Origin of the sequence: Pseudomonas sp. BS3767 (assembly GCF_900099665.1) — a bacterium.
In the GTDB taxonomy this organism is placed as follows: Bacteria; Pseudomonadota; Gammaproteobacteria; order Pseudomonadales; family Pseudomonadaceae; genus Aquipseudomonas; species Aquipseudomonas cerasi.
Genome location: NZ_FNCX01000002.1, coordinates 829821 through 852168 on the forward strand (window position 1 = coordinate 829821; position 22348 = coordinate 852168).

General features: G+C 61.7%; 18 protein-coding genes. 15 read left to right on the forward strand and 3 right to left on the reverse strand.

Features of this window, described 5'->3' with window-relative positions; all coding sequences use genetic code 11:
- The first annotated feature begins 315 nt into the window (after positions 1 to 315).
- The gene (locus tag BLR16_RS08205; RefSeq protein WP_092194202.1) at positions 316 to 5262 is read left to right on the forward strand and encodes an alpha-2-macroglobulin family protein; all 4947 of its coding nucleotides are present in this window, start codon (positions 316 to 318) and stop codon (positions 5260 to 5262) included.
- A 312-nt stretch (positions 5263 to 5574) separates the two neighbouring features.
- Here the strand turns inward: BLR16_RS08205 and BLR16_RS08210 are convergent, their stop codons facing one another.
- Complete coding sequence (locus tag BLR16_RS08210; RefSeq protein WP_003307908.1) at positions 5575 to 5868, reverse strand: hypothetical protein; 294 nt, start codon at positions 5866 to 5868, stop codon at positions 5575 to 5577.
- A gap of 95 nt (positions 5869 to 5963) precedes the next feature.
- Here BLR16_RS08210 and pbpC point away from each other — a divergent pair, with 95 nt between their 5' ends.
- On the forward strand, positions 5964 to 8312 hold the full coding sequence (pbpC, locus tag BLR16_RS08215) for a peptidoglycan glycosyltransferase PbpC (protein ID WP_074805280.1): 2349 nt from the start codon (positions 5964 to 5966) through the stop codon (positions 8310 to 8312).
- 126 nt (positions 8313 to 8438) lie between these two features.
- Here pbpC and BLR16_RS08220 read toward each other — a convergent pair whose 3' ends face one another.
- On the reverse strand, positions 8439 to 8846 hold the full coding sequence (locus tag BLR16_RS08220; RefSeq protein ID WP_003368825.1) for a response regulator: 408 nt from the start codon (positions 8844 to 8846) through the stop codon (positions 8439 to 8441).
- A gap of 41 nt (positions 8847 to 8887) precedes the next feature.
- Positions 8888 to 9127: a Flp family type IVb pilin gene (locus tag BLR16_RS08225; protein ID WP_065350625.1), complete on the reverse strand. Its 240-nt coding sequence runs from the start codon at positions 9125 to 9127 to the stop codon at positions 8888 to 8890.
- Positions 9128 to 9447: 320 nt separating this feature from the next.
- Between BLR16_RS08225 and cpaB the strand changes: the two genes are divergently transcribed.
- From cpaB to prmA, 13 genes are all read left to right on the forward strand, one after another.
- Positions 9448 to 10407 (forward strand): Flp pilus assembly protein CpaB, encoded by a 960-nt coding sequence (gene cpaB, locus BLR16_RS08230; RefSeq protein WP_074805283.1) that lies wholly within the window; start codon positions 9448 to 9450, stop codon positions 10405 to 10407.
- 20 nt (positions 10408 to 10427) lie between these two features.
- Positions 10428 to 11678 (forward strand): type II and III secretion system protein family protein, encoded by a 1251-nt coding sequence (locus BLR16_RS08235; protein ID WP_003368828.1) that lies wholly within the window; start codon positions 10428 to 10430, stop codon positions 11676 to 11678.
- Positions 11675 to 12865 carry a CpaE/TadZ family protein gene (locus BLR16_RS08240; protein ID WP_003368829.1) on the forward strand — a complete coding sequence of 397 codons (1191 nt, stop codon included), beginning with the start codon at positions 11675 to 11677 and terminating at the stop codon, positions 12863 to 12865. Before BLR16_RS08235 ends, BLR16_RS08240 begins: the two co-directional genes overlap by 4 nt.
- On the forward strand, positions 12865 to 14121 hold the full coding sequence (locus BLR16_RS08245) for a TadA family conjugal transfer-associated ATPase (protein ID WP_003368830.1): 1257 nt from the start codon (positions 12865 to 12867) through the stop codon (positions 14119 to 14121). The genes BLR16_RS08240 and BLR16_RS08245 overlap by 1 nt, the downstream gene beginning before the upstream one ends.
- Before the next feature lie 18 nt (positions 14122 to 14139).
- A complete protein-coding gene (locus BLR16_RS08250) occupies positions 14140 to 15024 on the forward strand; it encodes a type II secretion system F family protein (RefSeq protein WP_044309561.1) in 885 nt (294 codons plus the stop codon).
- 1 nt (position 15025) lies between these two features.
- Positions 15026 to 15910 carry a type II secretion system F family protein gene (locus BLR16_RS08255; protein ID WP_003431722.1) on the forward strand — a complete coding sequence of 295 codons (885 nt, stop codon included), beginning with the start codon at positions 15026 to 15028 and terminating at the stop codon, positions 15908 to 15910.
- A gap of 35 nt (positions 15911 to 15945) precedes the next feature.
- A complete protein-coding gene (locus BLR16_RS08260) occupies positions 15946 to 16683 on the forward strand; it encodes a tetratricopeptide repeat protein (RefSeq protein WP_072366316.1) in 738 nt (245 codons plus the stop codon).
- On the forward strand, positions 16680 to 16952 hold the full coding sequence (locus BLR16_RS08265) for a DUF3613 domain-containing protein (RefSeq protein WP_044309564.1): 273 nt from the start codon (positions 16680 to 16682) through the stop codon (positions 16950 to 16952). Before BLR16_RS08260 ends, BLR16_RS08265 begins: the two co-directional genes overlap by 4 nt.
- Before the next feature lie 105 nt (positions 16953 to 17057).
- Positions 17058 to 18845 carry a protein-disulfide reductase DsbD gene (locus BLR16_RS08270; protein ID WP_256332946.1) on the forward strand — a complete coding sequence of 596 codons (1788 nt, stop codon included), beginning with the start codon at positions 17058 to 17060 and terminating at the stop codon, positions 18843 to 18845.
- Between the two features lie 129 nt (positions 18846 to 18974).
- Positions 18975 to 19427: a type II 3-dehydroquinate dehydratase gene (gene aroQ, locus BLR16_RS08275; RefSeq protein WP_002555369.1), complete on the forward strand. Its 453-nt coding sequence runs from the start codon at positions 18975 to 18977 to the stop codon at positions 19425 to 19427.
- A 76-nt stretch (positions 19428 to 19503) separates the two neighbouring features.
- Positions 19504 to 19965, forward strand: a complete 462-nt coding sequence (accB, locus tag BLR16_RS08280) for an acetyl-CoA carboxylase biotin carboxyl carrier protein (protein ID WP_003368836.1) — start codon at positions 19504 to 19506, stop codon at positions 19963 to 19965.
- 17 nt (positions 19966 to 19982) lie between these two features.
- Positions 19983 to 21326 (forward strand): acetyl-CoA carboxylase biotin carboxylase subunit, encoded by a 1344-nt coding sequence (gene accC, locus BLR16_RS08285; RefSeq protein WP_003368837.1) that lies wholly within the window; start codon positions 19983 to 19985, stop codon positions 21324 to 21326.
- A gap of 137 nt (positions 21327 to 21463) precedes the next feature.
- Positions 21464 to 22342 carry a 50S ribosomal protein L11 methyltransferase gene (prmA, locus tag BLR16_RS08290; protein ID WP_046718951.1) on the forward strand — a complete coding sequence of 293 codons (879 nt, stop codon included), beginning with the start codon at positions 21464 to 21466 and terminating at the stop codon, positions 22340 to 22342.
- Positions 22343 to 22348: the final 6 nt, after the last annotated feature.

Consider the following 22348-nt stretch of genomic DNA (forward strand, 5'->3'; position numbering starts at 1 on the left):
AGATCAAACGCAGGGTGTCCCAGCGTTTCGATACGTCCGGAAACGGCACTCATGCCTCGAAAGCGGCAGCGTTATCATTCAGCACGCTCCACTGTAGCGTGAGGAACGATAGTCAACTGTCTAACTTTTTGGGGTCAGTCCACAGCGTGTGAATGCATTTCGTGACGCTCTGCGTCACCCGCTGCATGCCAACGCGCAATGGCACGATAGTCAGTCCGCTCGATATGTGACCTTACTGGTCAATCTGACAGTAATACTTGTCATCACGACTGTTATATAGTCGCATCCTCTCTACCGTTGCCGATGAGTGCCCCCATGTTAAACAAAGGATTGTTTCTGGCTTGCGCGCTTGCGCTGTTGAGCGCCTGTGATTCTTCTTCCACGGATAAACCCGCGCCCGCCACGGCCCCCACGACCCAGGCAACGGTCAACGACAAAAAGCCCAAACCCGCAGTCGACCTAGCCGCGCTGAGCAAGCGCTACGCAGGCCGCGAACTGACGGTCATCGACGTGTCGGAAATCCAGGTCGACGGCGCAAGCACCCTGTCGGTGAGCTTCTCGGTCCCGCTCGACCCCGAACAGAAATTCGACGAAAAACTTCACCTGGTGGACAGCAAGAACGGCAAGGTCGACGGTGCCTGGGAACTGTCGGATAACCTCATGGAATTGCGCCTGCGCCACCTGGAGCCGCAGCGCAAACTGGTCCTGACCGTCGATGCCGGTCTGCTGGCCGTCAACAAGGCCAAACTTGCCGCCGAATACATCAGCCGCCTGGAAACCCGCGACTTGCAGCCCTCGGTCGGTTTCGCCAGCCGTGGCAGCCTGTTGCCGACCCGTCTGGCCGAGGGCCTGCCGGTGATCGCGCTGAACGTCGACAAGGTGGATGTCGAGTTCTTCCGCATCAAACCCGACTCGATGCCGAATTTCCTCGCCCAGTGGGACGGCGCGTCGAGCCTGTCCAGCTACAGCTCCGAAGAACTGCTGCCCATGGCCGAACTGGTCTACAGCGGCCGCTTCGACCTCAAGCCCGCGCGCAACACCCGTGAAACCCTGCTGCTGCCGATTGCCGGTATCAAGCCCCTGCAACAGCCAGGTGTTTATCTGGCGGTGATGCGCGCCTCGGGCACCTACAGCTACTCGCAGCCGGCCACCCTGTTGACGCTCAGTGACATCGGCCTGTCGGTGCACCGTTACAGCAACCGTCTGGACGTCTTCACTCAAGCGCTCGAGGGTGGCAAGGCGCTGAGTGATATCAGCGTCGATGTGTATGACGACAACGGCAAGGTCGTCGCCCAGGGCAAGACCGACAGCGACGGCCACGCGCAACTGCCATTGCCGGCCAAGGCTGCCGTGGTACTGGCGCACAAGGACGAACAGACCAGCATGCTGCGCCTCAACAGCTCGGCACTGGACCTGGCCGAGTTCGATATCTCCGGCCCGCAGGCTCACCCGCTGCAGTTCTTCATCTTCGGCCCGCGCGACCTGTATCGCCCCGGCGAAACCGTGCTGCTCAACGGCCTGCTGCGCGACAGCGACGGCAACACCGTCAAGCCGCAGCCCATCACCGTCGAAGTGCGCCGTCCCGATGATCAGGTCAGCCGCAAATTTGTCTGGGAAGCCGACAGCAACGGTTTCTACCAGTATCAATTGCCGCTTGCCGACGAAGCGCCCACCGGACGCTGGCAACTGATGTTCAACCTGGGTGACGGCAAACCGCAGCTCTACGAGTTCAAGGTCGAGGACTTCCTGCCCGAGCGTCTGGCGCTGGAACTCAAGGGCAGCGACACGCCGGTGGCGCCTGCTGACAACCCGCAATTCGATATCACTGGCCGCTACCTGTACGGCGCCCCCGCTTCGGGCAATACGCTGACCGGTCAGGTCTATGTCCGCCCGCTGCGCGAGGCGGTGCCGAAGCTGCCGGGTTATCAGTTCGGCTCGATCACCGAGGAAGACCTCAAGCATGATCTGGAGCTTGAGCCCGTCACCCTCGATGCCGAAGGTCATTCGACGCTCGCCGTGCAAAGCGAGTGGGCGCAGGCCAAATCGCCGCTGCAACTGATTCTGCAAGCCAGCCTGCAAGAGTCTGGCGGGCGGCCGATCACCCGTCGTCTGGTGCAGCCGATCTGGCCTGCCGAACACCTGCCCGGCGTGCGTGCACTGTTCGGCAGCAGCACGGGTGGTGATGACTACGACAACGAGGCCAAGGGCGAAGCGCAGACCAACGGCGACGGCCCGGCCGATTTTGAAATAGTCATGGCCGACGCGGCGGGCAACAAGCTGGGCGCTGACAACGTGAAAGTCCGGCTGATCCGCGAGCGTCGCGATTACTACTGGAACTACTCGGCCGACGACGGCTGGAGTTACCACTTCAACGAGAAATTCCTCAACCTCAACGAAGAAACCGTCAGCATCACCAAGGACGCCACCGCCAAGGTCAGCTTCCCGGTCGAATGGGGTCCTTACCGTGTCGAGGTGGAAGACCCGTCCACCGGAATGGTCAGCAGCCTGCGCTTCTGGGCCGGTTATCGCTGGCAGGACAACACTGACGGCGGCGCGGTCAGACCGGATCAGGTCAAGCTGGCGCTGGACAAACCGGCCTACAACGATGGCGACACCGCGAAAGTCACTGTCACCCCGCCGGCTGCGGGCAAGGGTTATCTGTTGGTCGAGTCCAGCGAAGGTCCGCTGTGGTGGCAGGAAATCGACGTGCCTGCCGAAGGCAAATCGTATGACATCCCGCTGGACAAAAAATGGGCACGCCACGACCTGTACGTCACCGCTCTGGTGATACGTCCCGGTGAACGCAAGGCCAATGTCACACCCAAGCGCGCCGTGGGTGTGCTGCACCTGCCGCTGGACCGGGCGCAGCGCAAGCTGGCGCTGACGGTCACCGCGCCGGAGAAAATGCGCCCCAGACAACCCCTGACCCTCAAGGTCGCCGCCAAAAATGCTGACGGCAGCGTCCCCAAACAAGTCCACGTGCTGGTATCGGCGGTGGACGTCGGCATCCTCAACATCACCAGCTACGCGACGCCCGATCCGTTTGCCAGCCTGTTTGGCCGCAAGCAGTACGGAGCCGACCAACTGGACATCTACGGTCAGCTGATCGAAGCCGGTCAGGGGCGCCTGGCAAGCATGGCGTTCGGTGGCGATGCACTGGCGAAGGGCGGCAAACGTCCGGACACCAGCGTCACCATCGTGGCGTTGCAAAGTGCGCCGGTGACGCTCAATGACGCCGGTGAAGGTGAAGTCAGCGTCGATATCCCGGACTTCAACGGCGAGCTGCGCGTAATGGCTCAAGCCTGGACCGACGACCGCTACGGTATGGCCGAGGCGAAAACCGTGGTTGCCGCGCCGATCATCGCCGAACTGTCGACGCCGCGCTTTCTTGCCGGTGGCGACCAGACCAGCGTGGCGCTGGACGTCTCCAACCTGTCGGGCAAGGCACAGAAGCTGGACGTGAAAATCAGCGCTGAGGGCCAGTTGAGCATTCCGGGCGGCGACCAGAGCAAGCCCCTGCAGCTCAAGGAAGGCCAGCGCGTCACCCTGAAGGTTCCGGTGCTGGCGCAAGGCGGCCTGGGTCAGGGCAAGATCAAGGTGCTGGTCGAAGGTCTGGACCTGCCGGGCGAAAACCTGCCGGCCTTCACACGCGAATGGACCGTCGGCGTACGCCCGGCCTACCCGGCAATGCTCAAGCATTATCGCGCCACGCTCAATGATCAGCCCTGGAGCCTGCCGGAGGGCGCGCTGGAAGCGTTCGAACCGGCCGGTCGTGAGGCGCTGCTGTCGTTGTCGAGCCGTCCGCCCTTGAACCTCGGCGAACAGATTCGCGCATTGAAAGCCTACCCCTACGGCTGCCTGGAACAGACCGCCAGCGGTCTGTACCCGTCGCTGTATGCCGATGCCACAACCCTCAAACGCCTGGGCCTGACCGGCGAAACGGATGCCGAACGCAAGCGCAAGGTCGAGATCGGCATCGAGCGGCTGCTGGGCATGCAACGTTACAACGGCAGTTTTGGCCTGTGGGGCTCGGACAGCGACGAGGAATACTGGCTGACGGCGTATGTCACAGACTTCCTGCTGCGCGCCCGCGATCAGGGCTTTGCCGTGCCGCCGGATGCGCTGAAGAAAGCCAGTGAACGCCTGCTGCGTTATCTGCAGGATGCCGGCCAGATTCAGGTCAATTACAGCCAGAACGCCGAACATACGCGCTTCGCCGTGCAAGCCTATGCCGGGCTGGTGCTGTCGCGCAGTCAGCAGGCACCGCTCGCCGCCTTGCGCAGCCTGTTCGACCGCCGCAGTGACGCCCGCTCCGGCCTGCCATTGGTGCAAGTGGCAGTCGCGCTGGAGAAGATGGGCGACAAACCCCGCGCCGACCAGGCCCTGATGGCGGGTCTGGCCGCCAGCCGCAAGAATGAATGGCTGGCCGACTACGGCAGTTCGCTGCGTGATCAGGCGTTGATACTGGCATTGCTGGAAGAAAACGACCTCGCCAAAGACAAGCGTGATGAGCGCCTATTCGCCTTGGCGGATGAGGTGGCGGCCAATCGTTACCTGTCGACCCAGGAAAGCAATTCACTGTTCATGGCTGGCCGTAACCTGCTGGGCAAACCGGAAAAAGACTGGACCGCCAGCATTGTCAGCGGCACTCAAAACCGCGAACTGAGCAACCGGCAGCCGGGCCTCAAGCTGGACGGTTCGCTGCTGGCCTCGCCGCTTTCGGTGCACAACCAGAGCGTCGAAGCGCTTTACCAGCAACTGACCGTCTCCGGTTATCCCACCCAGGCGCCTGTAGCGGGTGGCGAAAACCTGAGCATTCGCCGCGAGTACCTGAACCTGAGCGGCGCACCGCTGAACATCGGCGCCTTGAAAACCGGGCAACTGGTGCTGGTGCACTTGGAAATCGGTGCCAAACAGCGCGTCCCGGATGCGCTGGTGGTGGACCTGCTGCCTGCAGGCCTGGAGCTGGAAAACCAGAACCTGGCGCAAAGCGCGGCAAGCCTGGAAGACGCCAGCGAGGAGGTGAAAACCATCCGCGAATCGATGGAAAACGCCGGGATCAAGCATCAGGAATATCGTGGCGACCGCTACGTGGCAGCCCTGGACATCGACGGCAGCAGCACTGTGCACCTGCTCTATCTGGCGCGAGCCGTCACCCCGGGCACCTACCGCATACCGCCGCCGCAGGTCGAATCCATGTACCGCCCGAACTGGCAAGCCCTGGGCGAAGCGCCAGCGCAGATGGTGGTGAAGGGAAAATGATCGCCAATTGATTGGAATGCATGACAGTGGAAGCAAGCTTGCTCACAAAGGGGCCGACGCACCACATATCCAGTAGGAGCGACCGGGGCGGCGATCCGCATTGTTCGCGAAAGGACCGGTACAGGCTTCGGAAACAGCGTGCCCGAACCATCGTCTTCGCGAGCAAGCGAAGCGTCGCCCGGCTCGCTCCCACAAAGGCCTCACTGCATCGACAGCAATGGTGGTTCTTCGGTGTATCTACGTGGGAGCGAGCTTGCTCGCGAAGGCGTCGCCCCGTTCACCCACCATGGCGGCAGGCTAGCCTTCAACGCATCAATGAATGATCCAGCTCAGCAACCAGAGGCCCAACGCCAGCCAGATGATGCCAAGGATGATCGAAGCGCGCATGAAGGCGCGGACCGCCGAGTACAGCAGCATCAGGCCGATGACCAGTGCGATGATGCTGATCAGCGAGGTGTCCATGCCCAGCGTGCGGGACAAGCCATCGACAAAATTTCCCCCAGCATGGGTAAACCCGTTGAACAACCACGCCAGACCGTCGACAAAGAAGCGAATGATCGCGCCGATGGCCTGCCCGAGCCATTCAAAAAAGCCTTCTACCTGCATATGTACGTCCTGATTGGGGTCGTGAAGAAAATGGTCTGTCCGCTTTGGCTGTCGCAATGCGTGTCAGGTTCCGTGGATCATAAAGGCTCTTTGCGTTGAAACCTGAATTTCTTCTGCGCCTGCCGCGAACATTCAAGTGGCTGGCGGGCGCGATCATGCTGCTGATCGCCCTCCTCTGGCTGGCCGACCGACTTTGGCCGCTGCCACTGCCCAGAGACGATCTGGCTCGCGTCGTCCTGGCCGAGGACGGCACGCCACTGTGGCGCTTTGCCGACGCCAATGGCGTGTGGCGCTACCCGGTCAGCAACGAGCAGGTCTCGCCCTACTACCTCGAAGCCCTGCTGACCTACGAAGACCGCTGGTTCTACAGCCATCCCGGGGTTAATCCGCTGGCGCTGTTACGCGCCACCTGGCAAAACCTCAGCGGTGCCCGTGTAGTCTCGGGTGGCAGCACGCTGTCGATGCAAGTGGCGCGGTTGCTCGATCCGCATTCACGCACGCTATCCGGCAAGTTTCGTCAGCTGTGGCGTACGCTGCAGCTTGAGTGGCACCTGTCCAAGGATCAGATCCTCAGTCTGTACCTCAATCGCGCCCCGTTCGGCGGCACACTGCAAGGCGTCGCAGCCGCCAGTTGGGCCTATCTGGGCAAGTCGCCGCAGAACCTGACCCGCGCCGAGGCAGCATTGCTGGCGGTGCTGCCACAGGCGCCAAGCCGCCTGCGTCCTGATCGCCACCCGCAGCGGGCGCAGCAGGCCCGCGACAAGGTGCTGAGGCGCCTGGCAGAGTTTCAGGTGTGGCCGCAAGCAAGCGTGAACGAAGCACTGGAAGAGCCTTTGTGGCTGGCACCGCGACAGGAACCGAGCCTGGCGCCGTTGCTGGCCCGACGCCTGAATCGCCCCAACAGCCCGCCACTGATCCGCACCACGCTGGACGCCTCACTGCAACGGCGCATGGAAGACCTGCTGATGGGCTGGCGCGCACGACTCCCGGAGCGAACGTCGGCAGCGATTCTGGTGGTCGAGGCGGAAAACATGGCCGTGCGCGCGTACGTCGGCTCGGTGGACATCAACGACGCCAAGCGTTTCGGCCATGTGGACATGGTCACTGCCCTGCGTTCGCCGGGCTCGACGCTCAAGCCGTTCCTGTACGGCATGGCCATGGACGCCGGGCTGATCCACTCCGAATCCCTGATGCAAGATGTACCGCGGCGCTATGGCGACTATCGACCAGGCAACTTTTCGAGCGGTTTCGGCGGGCCGGTGGCGGCCAGTTCGGCGCTGTCGATGTCGCTCAACCTGCCTGCCGTGCAATTGCTCGAGGTCTACGGGCCGAAGCGCTTCGCCGCCGAACTGCGCAATGGCGGCGTCCCCCTGACCCTGCCGCCGCTGGCCGAGCCGAGTCTGGCACTGATTCTTGGCGGCGCAGGCAGTCGGCTAGAGGACTTGGTGACAGGCTACAGCGCCTTCGCGCGCGGCGGGCGCAGTGCCGATGTTCGACTGCAACCGCAGGACCGACTGCGTGAACGGCGGATGATGTCACCGGGCGCTGCGTGGATCATTCGACGCATTCTCAGTGGCCAGTCGCGCCCGGACATCGACCCGCGCGCCGAGCTGGTACAGCGCCCGCAACTGGCCTGGAAAACCGGCACCAGCTATGGCTTCCGCGATGCCTGGGCGATTGGCGTCGGGCCGCGTTTCCTGGTCGGTGTCTGGATCGGTCGGCCGGATGGCACACCGGTGCCAGGGCAGTTCGGGCTGGCTTCGGCGGCGCCGCTGATGCTTCAGGTGCACGATGTGCTGGTCAATCGCGACAGTCAGCGCGGGATCGCCGCACCGGTGCAACCCGTGCCGCAGAACGTCGGTGTGGCCGCCATCTGCTGGCCGCTGGGTCAACCGATGAGCAAAAGCGACCCCAATTGCCGTCGCCAACGTTTCGCCTGGACGCTTGACGGCACCACGCCGCCCACCCTGCAAGCGGCCGACCAACCGCTCGGGCTGGGTTTGCAGGAACGTGTCTGGGTCAATGCCAAGGGGCTACGCGTCGCGGCCAATTGCCCGGACGCCCGAGCGCAGGACATCGCGCTGTGGCCTGCGCCTCTTGAGCCCTGGCTGCCCAGAGCAGAGCGGCGTGATGCACGCCTGCCGCTCGCTGACCCGGATTGCCCACCGCAGAACCTGAACCTGGCGCCCCCGCTGAGCATTGTCGGCGTGCGCGAAGGCGACAACCTGCGCCTGCCTACCGCCAGTCGTCAGGCTTTACGCCTCACGCTCTCGGCGCTCGGCGGCAGTGGCCATCGCTGGTGGTTTATCGATGGCAAACCTCTGGCAGACACCGACACCCGGCAAGACTTCACCCCCACCCTGAGTAAACCGGGGCGTTATCAGTTAAGCGTGCTGGACGAGAGCGGCCAGACGGCGCGGGTTGAATTCAGCGTGGTGGAGTGAACGCAGACGGGTGTGACGCAGAGCGTCACGAAAGGCGTTCCCACGCTGGAGCGTGAGGAACGCTAGCCCTTTAACTATCGTACCCATGCTCCAGCGTGATCATGCTGCAGGGCGCGATGCCTGTCGTCACTGAACCTGGAAAACCTTCGGCTCGGGAAACAGGTTGTTGAGGGTTTCCAGCAAACGGACGTGATAGATCGGTTTGCGGAACAGGTCGAGCACATGCAGGCGCAGCAAATCGCTGACGTCATCCATGTCGGCATGGCCGGAGGTGACGATAACGGGCAAATGCTGGCGTGAGGTGTGATCGCGCAGGTGGCGAATCAGCTGAATGCCGCTTTCCTCGGGCATACGCAGGTCAGTGATTACCAGCGCGATATCCGGATGAATGGTCAACTGGTGCAGGGCCATCTTGACGGAAGACGCCGTGAAACAGCAGAACCCCTCACCTTCGAGCAGTTCTGCCAATTCCTCGTTTGCGTCCTCTTCGTCATCAACCAGAAGCAGTTGTTGGCGGATGGGGTGGACAGCCATGTGGTTATCTCAACAGGGTGAACTCATAGCGCAATCATAGACTACCCCGCCGCAGGTGTGGAGGCCCCAGGCGTTGTACCCGTCGTGGTACCCGTCAAGGCAGTCTGAATTTTTGTGAAAATCGCCCCCACACTTGTGCTGATCGTTGGAACAAAAGCAATCAACGCCACGGCAACCATCGCCGCTACCAAAGCGTATTCAATACCTGACGCCGCTTCACGATCCCTCAAAAAACAACTGATCCGGGTATAGGCGCCTACATAAATCTTGGTCAGGAACATCTCATTTCTCCTTGCGCCTCCGAGACGCGAACATGCATGACACATGCGAAACTGTGTGCACCTCCAGCATTGTCTGCAATCCATAAACCTACAATCGCAACAAAGCATTAACCGGAAAGTTATAACCCCTGCACATGCCCCAAAACAAAGGCTTCAAACGGAGTCTCGTCAGCAAAAAACCCTTACACACCAAAGCATAATGGCGCTTTTGAATGAATGAGCTAATGTCACTAAAAGCCGTTATGCCGTTCACCGTTGCTTGGTTTAAAAGTTGATGCACCGGTTCGAGAATGTCCTGCGATGACAAAGGGAAACTTGCCATGAGCAGTCGTGTCACCATGGTGCTCGCTGTAGTGTTTTTGCTGGGTGCGTTAATCGCTGGGTATCTGGGAATTATTGTCGGCAGACCAACCGAAGTGTCTGTTGATGCCCCACAATCGGCACCACCTGTAACCACCGAACAAACCACCCCGCCCGCTCCGACTCCGCCCGTCGAGGATGCTGTGCGTCACAACGTTGTGGTGCTGGCACGGGATGTTCCTGCCTACACCGCAATCACGGCCGATGACCTGACCATCGAGCGCCTCAAGGTCGCGCCACCCGGGAGCTTTGAAGCCATCGACAAGATTGTCGGGCGCAGCAGCTGGCGCACGCTGACCGCCGGGAGCTGGCTCACCGAGAGCAGCTTCGACACAGGCGGCACCCTGGCGCGGATGATTCGGCCACATGAGCGGGCCCTGGCGTTGCAGGTCGATGAAGTGACGGGCGCCTCCGGACAACTCAGCCCCGGCGACTACGTGGATGTACTGCTTTACCTGCCTGAGGACGTGAGCAATCCGAATCGGTCGAGCCAGGTTGTGGTACCTGCCCTGCGCATTCTCGGCGTTGGCGCGCTGCTCGGTCCGGACCGCAACGGCAAGCCGGTGCAGGACATCAATGCTGACGAACGCCTCAAACAGGAGCAGCAGCGGATCAACGCGCGAACCGTCACGGTCGCGGTGCCGCAAGCCTTGGTGGCGCGCCTGATGCTGGCGTCGCAAAGCGGTGTGCTGCGTCTGGCCGTGCGCAGCGCCGACGAGGGCAACCTGCAGGATTACTGGGCAAACGACGCCGGCGGCCCAGAGGCTGCCGAGCGACTCGATTCAGCCAACCGCCAACTGGTCAGCTTCAGACAGCTGAGCCTAGGGCCGGCCAGCGCGCCAACAGCAGGCGCAACCCCGCGTACGTCTCCCGCTGTCGAGGTCATACGCGGTAACCAGATCACGCAACAAACTCCCTGATTGAGCAAGGATTGCATTTGATGAGCTGTTGTTCCGTGCCAGTTATAAAACCCAGTTTGCTGGCGTTAGTCATCGCAGCACTGTGCGCGCCAGGCGCGTGGGCCGCTTCGGGCAGTTGTGCCGGCCTAGCCGCGATGCCGGCGGCCGTGGAAATCGACCAAGGCATTCAACAGGAGGTCCGCTCTGCGGTACCCATCACCCGCATCGCCGTGGGTGATCCGAAAATCGCCGATGTGCATGTCAACGGCACCGACGGTTTTCTGTTGACTGGCGTCGCGCAGGGGACGACCAGCCTGATGGTCTGGACGGCCTGCGCAAGTGCGCCGCGCCAGAGCATGGTCTTCGTGCGTGGCCGGGCGACGACAGCCATGGTCGAAAGTGTCACTGCGCCGTCTGCCGATGCGCAGTTACCCAGTCAGGTGCAGACCGACATTCGCTTTATCGAAGTCAGCCGCACCAAGCTCAAGGAAGCCAGTACCTCGATCTTCGGCAAGGGCTCGAACAACTTTCTGTTCGGCGCGCCCGGCACAGTGCCGGGTGTCAACGTCACGCCCGGCACCGTCAGCGGTACAAGGCCAAACATTCCGCTGAACAACAGCAATTTCAATATCGTCTGGGGCGGTGGCAGCAGCAAGGTGCTGGGCATGATCAACGCCATGGAAAACAGCGGCTACGCCTACACCCTGGCACGCCCCAGCCTGGTCGCCCTCAACGGGCAAAGCGCGAGCTTTCTGGCCGGCGGCGAATTCCCGGTGCCGGTGCCCAATGGTGAAGGCAACGGCATCTCCATCGAGTACAAGGAGTTCGGTGTGCGCCTGACCCTGACCCCGACTGTCGTCGGCCGGGACCGGATTCTGCTGAAGGTCGCGCCGGAAGTCAGCGAACTGGATTTCTCGGCCGGTATCACCATCGCCGGGACCACTGTGCCGGCACTCAACATCCGCCGTACCGACACCAGCATTGCGCTTGCCGACGGGGAGAGTTTCGTGGTCAGCGGCCTGATCAGTTCCAGCAACAGCGGCTCGGTGGACAAGTTTCCCGGCCTCGGCGACATCCCGATTCTCGGTGCATTTTTCCGCAGCTCGCAAATCCAGCGCGACGAGCGCGAACTGCTGATGATCGTCACCCCGCATCTGGTCCAGCCACTGGCCGCCAACGCCCGCCTGCCGTCACTGCCAGGCGAGGGGCTGCGCACCTATGACCCGAGCTTCCCGCGTCTGTATTTTCTGGAAAACGGCGATTTCGACCGCCGCGACGGATTATCCAAATGAGCCAGAGCCTGAGCCAGACCTTCCTGGCAATCACCCGTAACAATACCGACCTGGAGTGGCTGCAAAGTGCTCTGGGTTCGCTGGGTCAGGTGGTCAGTGCCGGTACGGGCAGCCTCGACGACCTCCTGGCGCTGGTGGACGTGACGTTTGCCAGCGTGGTGTTCGTCGGGCTCGACCGTGAGCATTTGATGACTCAGAGCGCCCTGATCGAAAGTGCGCTGGAAGCCAAGCCGATGCTGGCCATCGTTGCGCTCGGCGATGGCATGGACAACCAGTTGGTGCTTAACGCCATGCGCGCCGGGGCCAGGGACTTCGTTGCCTACGGGTCCCGCTCCAGTGAGGTCGCCGGCCTGGTCAGACGTCTGAGCAAGCGCCTTCCCGCTGTGACGCCCAACCCGAACATGAGCGGCCTGTCGGTGCTGTACGGTGTGCAAAGCGATGACGACGGGGCCTTGATCGCGACGCACCTGGCGATGGTCGTGCACAAGACCGGCCAGCGCACGCTGCTGCTGGACCTCGGCCTGCCACGCGGCGACAGCCTGTTGATGCTCGGTCTTGAATCGACCTTCAGCTTCGGTGACGCCCTGCGCCATTTGCGCAGGCTCGATGCAACGCTGATCGACAGCGCCTTCACCACCAGCGAAAGCGGCCTGCGCATTCTGGCCTACAGCGAAGCCGACGATCATCTGGAACAGTCCAGCGCCGCCGAGCTTTATATGCTGCTCAGCGCACTGCGCCAGCATTTTCAGCATGTGGTCGTGAACCTGGTGGGGCAGCCGGACAGCGAGGCCTTGCGCTCGCTGGTCAGCCATTGCGATCAGTTGCTGTGGTACACCGACCAGAGCGTGCTGGGCTGTCGACGCAACCTGACGGTGCTCAACAACTGGCGCGAAAAAGGCATGAAAATGCAGCACGCCAGCCTGCTGGTCGATCGCTATCAGCGCTCGGTTGCACCCAATTCCGAAACCGTGAGCAAAACCTTCGGCCTGCCGGTGCTGGCGGTACTGCCGCTTGCCCCGGAGCTGCGCCTCAACGCCAAGAATCAGGGCGTGACGCTGTTCGAACTGGCCTCACGCGACGCTCTGTGCTCCGGGCTGCGGCGGCTTGGCGAGCATTTGGCACGGCATGCCGAGGCACGCGAGAAACCCGATCAGGGCTGGCTCGCTCGACTGTGGGGGAACCGGTAATGGCGGAGAAACTGTTTGGCGTCTCATCGCGCACGCAAGGCAAGCCTGACGAGGGGCAAGGCCTGAAACTGGTGCTGCACCGTTACATCATCGATGGCATGGAGGAAAGCGGCAAAAGTCTGCTCGAAGGCTCAAGGCCAGCCTTGGCGCAATTCGTCATCGACAAGGTGGCCGAATACGTCGCACGGCTGCGGCTGGCCATCTCGCGTTACGAAATGGAGCGCCTGGCTGAAGAGCTGGTCGATGAACTGACCGGCTTCGGCCCGCTGGAAGTGCTGCTGCGCGACACTTCGGTGACGGAAATTCTGGTCAACGGGCCAGGCAAGGTATTTGTCGAGCGCGATGGCGTGCTGCACCACACCGACCTGCGCTTTATCGATTCGCACCATGTCGAGCGCGTGATGCAGCGCATCCTGGCACCACTCGGGCGCCGCCTGGACGAATCCTCACCGATGGTCGATGCGCGTCTGCCCGATGGCAGCCGGGTCAACGCGATCATTCCGCCCATCGCGCTGGACGGCCCGTGTCTGTCGATCCGGAAGTTTCGCAAGGACATGCTCAAGAGCGCTGACCTGGTGGCCATGCAGACCATCGATCAGTCGATTTTCGAATTCTTCCAGGAGGCCGTCGGCAAACGCTGCAACATTCTGGTCAGCGGCGGCACCGGCACGGGCAAGACCACCATGCTCAATGTGCTGAGCCAGTTGATCGACAGCAATCAGCGCTTGGTCACCATAGAGGACGTCGCCGAGTTGCAGCTCAGTCACCCGCATGTGGTGCGCCTGGAAACCCGCCCGCCCAACGCCGAAGGGCATGGCGAGGTGCGCGCCAGCGACCTGATCCGCAACTCGCTGCGGATGCGCCCGGACCGCATCATCCTCGGCGAGATCCGCGGTGTCGAAGTGCTGGACGTGTTGACGGCGATGAACACCGGCCACGACGGTTCGATGAGTACCGTGCACGCCAACAATGCACAGGATGCCCTGCTGCGCCTGGAAACGCTGGTGGGCCTGACCGGGCGGCTGATCCCGGAAAAGACCCTGCGCCAGATGGTCTGCGCGGCACTGGATGTGATTATCCAACTGACGCGTCTGCCTGACGGGCGCCGCTGTGTCAGTGAAGTGGTGGAAGTGGTCGGCATACGCGATGACATCTATGTCACCAATACCCTGTTCCGCGTTGATCGTCGCACCGGGGTCGGCTTCATGCGCGAAGCGGCCCACGCTGCCGGCGACAAGCTGCGGCCTGGCTACTGACATGACCAGGGAGTCGGCATGAGTGCGTCACTGGTACTGGGCCTGATCTCCGTGATGCTGCTGATGGCGTCCATTCGCATGTTCTATCTGGCGCTCAACCAGGGTGCCAGTGAGCGGGTCAGGCAGCGGCTGATGGCCGGGCAAGTGCAACCTGTGGTCGAAAAGACCGGCTGGACCTACCTGGATCGGGCCTTTTTGCGCGCTGGGCTGGGACAGCCGACCAAGCGCGCGGGCCTGGCCTTGACGCTGTATGCGCTGCTGATACTGATCGGCTACGCAATGGCGGGGGGCGTCGGCGCGATCAGCGTCATGCTGGCGGTGCCTTTGACACTGCGCCTGTTCGTTTCATGGCGCTATGAGGTGCGCGTGCGCCGCATGATCCAGCAACTGCCGCAATTGCTCGACCATACCGTGCGCAGCCTCAAGTCCGGCAGAACCCTGGCCGACGCGGTACTGCACGGCATCGATGCCACGGACCAGCCGCTCAAGGACGGCATGAGCCGGATCGAGCGTAACGTACAGCTGGGCGTCAGCCTGCCGGATGCGGCGAGGGATTTTGCCGAACTGTATGAGCGCGACGAGTTTCACCTGTTCGCCATCGGCTTGCGGGTCAATCACCGTTATGGCGGCAATGCCAGCGAACTGATGGAAAACCTGATCAAGCTGATTCGCGATCGGGAACAGGCCGGTCGTCAATTGCGCGCCATGACCGGCGAAACCCGCATGACTGCGTTGGTGCTGGCCCTGCTGCCGATCACCATGGCCGGTTACTTTCTGGCGGTGAACCCCAGTTATCTGCTGCATATGTGGGACGACGACAGCGGCAAGATCATGCTGAGCATGGCCTTCGCGCTGCAGGTCACGGGCTGCGTGGTGCTGTGGCGCATGTTGAGGAGCATTTGAGATGGAACTGGTATTCGCTGCCATGATGCTTGCCGCTGCAGCATTTCTGCTGTTGTCCGGCGTAGCCCGTCAACGCCGCAATGAACGTCTGGTGGCCAGGCGCTTGAGGGGCCAGGTGATCCGCGAAAGCCGCATCGGCAGCCTGTTGCGCTTGCTCGGCGATACCCGCATAGGCCAACGCAGCATCAGCCTGGATTCGGAAACCCAGATACTGCTCAACCGCATCGGCTGGCGGCGCGCCAGCAAACGTTCGTTGTTCGCGGCCTGCCAGGTCGGCGTTCCGGTCGGCCTGATGGTCATGGTCATCCTCGGCCAACTGCTGTTTTTCAAAGGCGTCCAGCAACCGCTCATCGCGCCGATCTTTGCCTTGGGAGTCGGTTATCTGCTGCCCAAGCGGATTCTGGCGGCCGCAGCTCGGCGCCGTCAGAAACAAGTGGTGGTGGAAATCTCTACCTTTATCCCGCTGCTGCGCATCCTGTTCGAGTCCGGTATGGCGGTCGAGCAGGCCCTTCGGGTGCTCAGCAACGAAGGCAAGGACCTGTTGCCGGTGCTGTCCGAGGAAATCCGCGTAGTGCTGGTGCGCGTCGACTCCGGCCTGGAGCTGGGCGAGGAACTGAGAAAAACCGCTGCCCTGCTGGCTGTCGACGAGTTGAGCGACACCTGCGTGATCCTCAATCAACTGATTCATCAGGGCGGCGGCGCGTTGAAGTCTCTGCTCATGCTCAAGCAACTGATCGACGACCGACGCCTGACCCGTCTGCAGGAATACATTTCCAAACTCTCGGCAAAGATGTCGGTGGTCATGATGGTGTTTCTGTTCCCCGCCCTGCTGATTGTTCTGGCCGGGCCAGGCTTCATGGCAATAAGCCGCGCACTGGGCAGTTGACCCGGTGTTACCCGTGGACGAAAGGACGCATTGCAATGAAACCAGTGATCGTACTACTCGGGCTGTTGTTGCTGGGCGGATGCGCCAGTGATGGTCGCCCCCTCTGGACGCAGGCCACGGCTCAGCCAGGCCAGTGCCCCAAGCTGACCTCGGATCAGGAGTTCTCCCTGAATCTGGCTCAGAACATGGCCGATGAAGGCCGCCTGCATGCCAGCCTTGCCAATCTGGAAAGCCTGCCCGACAGCCTGGGCGAGGTTCGCCTGCGCAAGGCCCGGGTGTTGCGGCTTTTGGGCAGCAACGAGGCCGAGCCTCTGTACCGCAGCCTGCTGGGCACCTGCCGGGCAGCCGAGGGTGAGCATGGCCTAGGGCAACTGGCCGCAGCGCGTGGTGACAACACGCTGGCACAGCAACACCTGCTGATGGCCAGCAAACTGCAACCGACCGATGAAAAGATCCGTAATGACCTGGGCGTCGTCTACCTCAATCAGTTGAAACTGGAACAGGCACGCTTTCAGTTCCTGACGGCCATGGAGCTCAAACAATCGGACTCGCTGGCGGCGGTGAACCTGGCCACGCTGCTGATCTATCAGAATAACTGGACGCAAGCCGCCGAACTGGCGTCGCGGGCCGGGCTGACGCCTGAGCAGGTGACCGATGCCCAGGCGCGTGCCGAGCAATTGCGGAAGCCCCCTGCCGCCCCTCGAGCATCTGCACGGCCCATTGCGAGCCTGACAGGACAAAATGATCGTCAGTCCCAGGAGGTACGACCATGAAGCGCCTCATACTCACCGGATGTGTACTGCTGTTGAGCGCAGGTGATGCCTGGGCAGACAACAATGAAACTGCGGCCTCTGAAACCAGACAGACCGAGACCTGGCTGCAGCTTCAAGCCAGCGGCAAGGCCGCTTCGCCGACGCCGCAGGTCAATACCGCGGCAGAACGTGACCTCAGCCTGCAACGCTGGCTGGACACGTATAAGTACAAGATCCCGGATTTTTACGACCAGGAAGCGGGTGGCAGCTTTTCCTCGGGCAAGAAATAATTCCGGCACGTCGTGGGCCTGCTGACACCCACACTTACAACCTGCCCTCGGCACGCCGCCGGGCACTCCGTTATCATGCGCAGACTTTCGAGATTCGAGACTGCCATGCGCCGTTTGTTATGCCTGCTGTTATTGATCCTGGCCCTACCCGCCTCCGGCGCCGGTCTGCTGGACAGCCGACCTTCATCCACGCTGGGCGGCGGCTCGCTGGATAACAGCAAGGACTTCCTGCCAGTGCGTCAGGCCTTTCAGTTGAGCCTGATCGAAACGACGCAGGAGTCGATCAAGCTGAGGCTGGTCGCCACCGATGGCTACTACCTGTATCGCCACCGCTTTCAGTTCCGCACCGAGCCTGCCGACATCGGCCTTGGCGAAGCGCAACTGCCCAAGGGCGAGCAGAAACACGACGAGTATTTTGGCGATGTCGAGGTCTATCACGGCATTCTCGATATCGACCTGCCACGCAAACCCGGCGAACAGCGCCCCTTCACCCTCGCCGTCACGTACCAGGGCTGCGCCGACAAGGGCTTGTGCTATCCACCTGAAACCGAGCGTTTGAGCATTGGCGACGTAGCCGCCAGCCCGAGCGACCAGGCGTCTGCCAGCGCAGCCACAGCGGCCGCCTGGAGCTGGAAAGAACTGGCGCTGTTTTTTCTCGCAGGCGTAGGCCTGACCTTCACACCGTGTGTACTGCCGATGTTGCCGATTCTGTCCGGCGTGGTGCTGCGCGGCCAGGTTGGCGGGTTGCGCGGGCTGAGCCTGTCTCTGGCTTACGTACTGCCGATGGCGGCGTGCTTTGCCCTGCTGGGCGCGCTGATGGGTGTGTTCGGTGCAGGCCTTAACCTGCAGGCGCGCTTGCAATCGGCCTGGGTACTGGTGCCGTTCTCGGCATTCTTCGTGATCTTCGCCATTGCCATGTTCGGCGCTTTCGAACTGCGCCTGCCGCAGTCCATCAGCTCTCGTCTGGACCGTATCGCCGGCAAGACCCAGGGCGGTTCATTGTGGGGTGCAGCGGTGCTGGGCGTGGTCTCCAGCCTGTTGGTGTCACCTTGCGTATCGGCGCCTCTGGCCGGTGCGCTGTTGTATATCAGCGCCAGCGGCGATGCACTCGGCGGCGCTCTGAAACTGTTCGCGCTGGGCCTGGGCATGGGCGCGCCGCTGTTGCTGATCGCAACCGGTGGTGCCACATGGCTGCCGAAAAGCGGCCCTTGGCTGGTGACGGTTAAAAACGCCATCGGTGTGCTGCTGCTGGGGCTGGCCATCGGTCTGCTGAGCCGCGTACTGCCAGGGCAAGTCACGCTGTTGCTGGTGGGTCTGTTGTCGGCCGGTGTCGCACTGTTTCTCGGCACCCTGGAATTCAATGTCAAAACCACACGGCAGAAACTCGCCCAACTGCTGGGGCTGGCGCTGCTGGTCTATGCGCTGGCGTGCTGGTACGGCGCGCTGTCCGGGCACACCGACCCCATGCGCCCGCTGGGCCGCGAGTACGCCACGGCGAATAACGGAGCGGTAGCTCCGGCCGCCTCACAGTGGCAGACGATCACCACCTCCGCCGAACTGGACCGTGTGATGCACGAAGCCCGGCGCGAGGGCAAACCGCTGGTGCTCGACTGGTATGCCGACTGGTGCATCAGTTGCAAGGTCATCGAACACGAAGTCCTGCCTGACCCGGGTGTGGTCGCCCGCTTGTCGGGTTACAAGCAGGTGCGTTTCGACATGACCGACAGCAACGCAGAGCAACGCGCCCTGCTTGACCGGTACAAGCTGTTTGGCCCGCCAGCGCTGCTTTTCTTCGATAAAAACGGCGAAGAACAGCAAACTGTACGGGTCGTCGGCGAAATCGACGCGGCAGGCCTTATCGAGCGTCTGAACAGCGCCAATGACCAAAACTGATCCCTGAGTCATAAACTTTGCGCGAATATCGCTCATTGTGCTGGCTACTGTTGTTAACTGGACAGTCCACTGCCCTTCCGGCATAGTCGCCGGGCGTAAACCGCTCGCAGACAATAAAAGGAACACGCAATGGCGACTATCCTGGTCCTACACGGGCCCAACCTGAACCTGCTGGGCACTCGGGAACCCGGGGTCTACGGCACTATCACCCTGCCTCAGATCAATCAGGACCTGGAGCAGCGCGCTCGCGATGCCGGTCACCATCTGATGTATCTGCAAAGCAACGCCGAGTACGAACTGATCGACCGCATTCACGCCGCTCGCGGTGAGGGTGTGGATTTTATTTTGATCAATCCGGCTGCTTTTACGCACACCAGCGTTGCAATACGTGACGCGCTGATGGGAGTGAGCATCCCATTCATCGAAGTGCATTTATCGAACGTGCACAAACGCGAACCTTTCCGCCATCACTCCTACTTTTCAGATGTCGCTGTAGGAGTGATCTGCGGCCTTGGCGCCAGCGGTTACCGACTGGCCCTGGAAGCCGCCCTGGAACAACTGGCCGCCAGTGCCAAGCCATGATGAGTCCAGCCTGAAGCTGACCATATGGCTTGAGCCGGCCGACACATTGCCCTTACAGAACCTTGGGAGTTGATTAATGGATATTCGCAAAGTCAAGAAACTGATCGAATTGCTGGAAGAGTCCGGCATCGACGAGCTGGAAATCCGTGAAGGCGAGGAATCCGTACGGATCAGCCGCCACAGCAAGACTCCGGCACAGCCTTACTACGCACCGGCTCCGGTTGCTGCACCTGCAGCCGCTCCGGCTCCGGCAGCAGCACCGGTTGCGGCCGCTGCAGAAGCGCCATCGGCTCCGAAACTGAACGGCTTTGTAGTCAAGTCGCCAATGGTCGGTACGTTCTACCGTACCCCGGCGCCTACTTCGCCTGCATTCGTTGAAGTCGGCCAGACCGTCAAGAAAGGCGACACCATCTGCATCGTCGAAGCGATGAAAATGATGAACCACATCCAGGCAGAAGCCAGCGGTGTGATCGAATCCATCCTGGTAGAAAACGGTCAGCCGGTTGAGTTTGACCAGCCGCTGTTCACAATCGTTTGACCCGGGGAGAGCCTGCGATGTTGGAAAAAGTTCTGATCGCCAACCGCGGCGAAATTGCCTTGCGCATCTTGCGTGCCTGTAAAGAACTGGGCATCAAGACCGTCGCTGTACACTCCACCGCAGATCGCGAGCTGATGCACCTGGGCCTGGCAGACGAAACCGTCTGCATCGGTCCGGCACCGGCCAATCTGTCCTACCTGAACATTCCGGCGATCATTTCGGCTGCCGAAGTGACCGGCGCCACGGCGATCCACCCGGGTTACGGGTTTCTCGCCGAGAACGCCGACTTCGCCGAACAGGTCGAAAAATCGGGCTTCGCTTTCATTGGCCCCAAAGCAGACACCATTCGCCTGATGGGCGACAAGGTTTCCGCCAAGGACGCCATGAAGCTGGCCAATGTGCCGACCGTTCCCGGTTCCGACGGCCCGCTGCCGGAAGACGAGGCAACCGCTCTGCGCATCGGTCGTGAAGTCGGTTACCCAGTGATCATCAAGGCCGCCGGTGGCGGTGGTGGTCGCGGCATGCGTGTGGTTCATCGCGAAGAAGACCTGATCGAAGCTGCGTCCCAGACCCGCGCCGAAGCAGCGGCCTGGTTCAGCAACCCGATGGTCTACCTGGAAAAATACCTGACCAACCCACGTCACGTGGAAGTCCAGGTAATTTCCGACGGTCAGGGCCAGGCCATTCACCTGGGCGATCGCGACTGCTCGCTGCAGCGCCGTCACCAGAAGGTTCTGGAAGAAGCGCCGGCACCGTTCATCGACGAAAAGGCGCGCGAGGATGTCCTGGCCGCCTGCGTCAAGGCGTGTATCGATATCGGCTATCGTGGTGCGGGTACTTTCGAGTTCCTGTACGAAAACGGTCGTTTCTACTTCATCGAAATGAACACCCGTGTTCAGGTGGAGCACCCGGTTTCGGAAATGGTCACCGGCATCGACATCGTCAAGGAGATGCTCAGCATCGCCGCCGGCAACAAACTGTCGTACACCCAGGATGACGTGGTCATCAAGGGTCATGCGCTGGAATGCCGGATCAACGCCGAAGACCCTAAGACCTTCGTGCCAAGCCCTGGTCTGGTCAAGCACTTCCACGCACCGGGCGGCAACGGTGTACGGGTCGATTCGCACCTGTACAGTGGCTACAAGGTACCGTCCAACTATGACTCGCTGATCGGTAAAGTGATCACTTGGGGCGCGACCCGCGAAGAAGCCATGGCACGCATGCGCAATGCCCTGGACGAAATCGTGGTCGACGGGATCAAGACCAACATCCCGCTGCACCGCGACCTGACCCGCGATGAAGGCTTCTGCGAAGGCGGAATCAACATCCACTACCTGGAGCACAAACTGGCCAATCAATAAGCCAGTCTGCTTCACCACGACAAAGCCGCAGTGATGCGGCTTTGTTGTTTGCAGCGCATAGCAGTAAACTTGCCCGCTTCCTGCGGCCGCACCGGCTGTAAAAGCCGCACTTATTTCCAAATCGAAGGTAATCCGCCATGCCTTGGCTGCAAGTCCGTCTCGCCATCAGCCCAGAACAAGCCGAAACCTACGAAGACGCCCTTCTTGAAGTCGGCGCCGTGTCCGTGACCTTCATGGACGCCGAAGACCAGCCGATTTTCGAACCCGAACTCAATACCACGCCGCTGTGGGCGCACACCCACCTGCTCGCACTGTTCGAAGCCGACACCAATGCTGAAATGGCCCTGGCACACCTGAGCCTGCTGACCGGCGAAGAGTTACCCGAGCACAGCGCCGAAGTCATCGAAGATCAGGACTGGGAACGCAGCTGGATGGATAACTTCCAGCCGATGTGTTTCGGCAAGCGCCTGTGGATCGTGCCGAGCTGGCATGCCGCACCACAGCCGGACGCCGTGAACCTGTTGCTCGATCCGGGCCTGGCGTTCGGCACCGGGACCCACCCGACCACCGCGCTGTGCCTCGAGTGGCTGGACGGCCAGGACCTCGAAGGCTGCAACGTGCTGGATTTCGGCTGCGGCTCGGGCATTCTGGCCATCGCCGCACTGCTGCTGGGTGCCGAACAGGCCGTTGGTACCGATATCGACGTGCAGGCACTGGAAGCCTCTCGAGACAATGCCGGACGCAACAATATCGCGGCCGAACGCTTCCCGCTGTACCTGCCCGAGGATCTGCCGCCCCAGAAGGCCGACGTGCTGGTCGCCAACATTCTGGCTGGCCCGCTGGTTTCCCTGGCGCCGCAACTGGCAACCCTGATCAGGACCGGCGGACGCCTGGCACTGTCAGGCATTCTTGCCGAACAGGGTGAGGAAGTCGCGGCAGCCTATGCTGAAAGTTTTGATCTGGACCCGATCGCAAACCGAGATGGCTGGGTACGCATCACGGGTCGCCGCCGTTAATCGCCG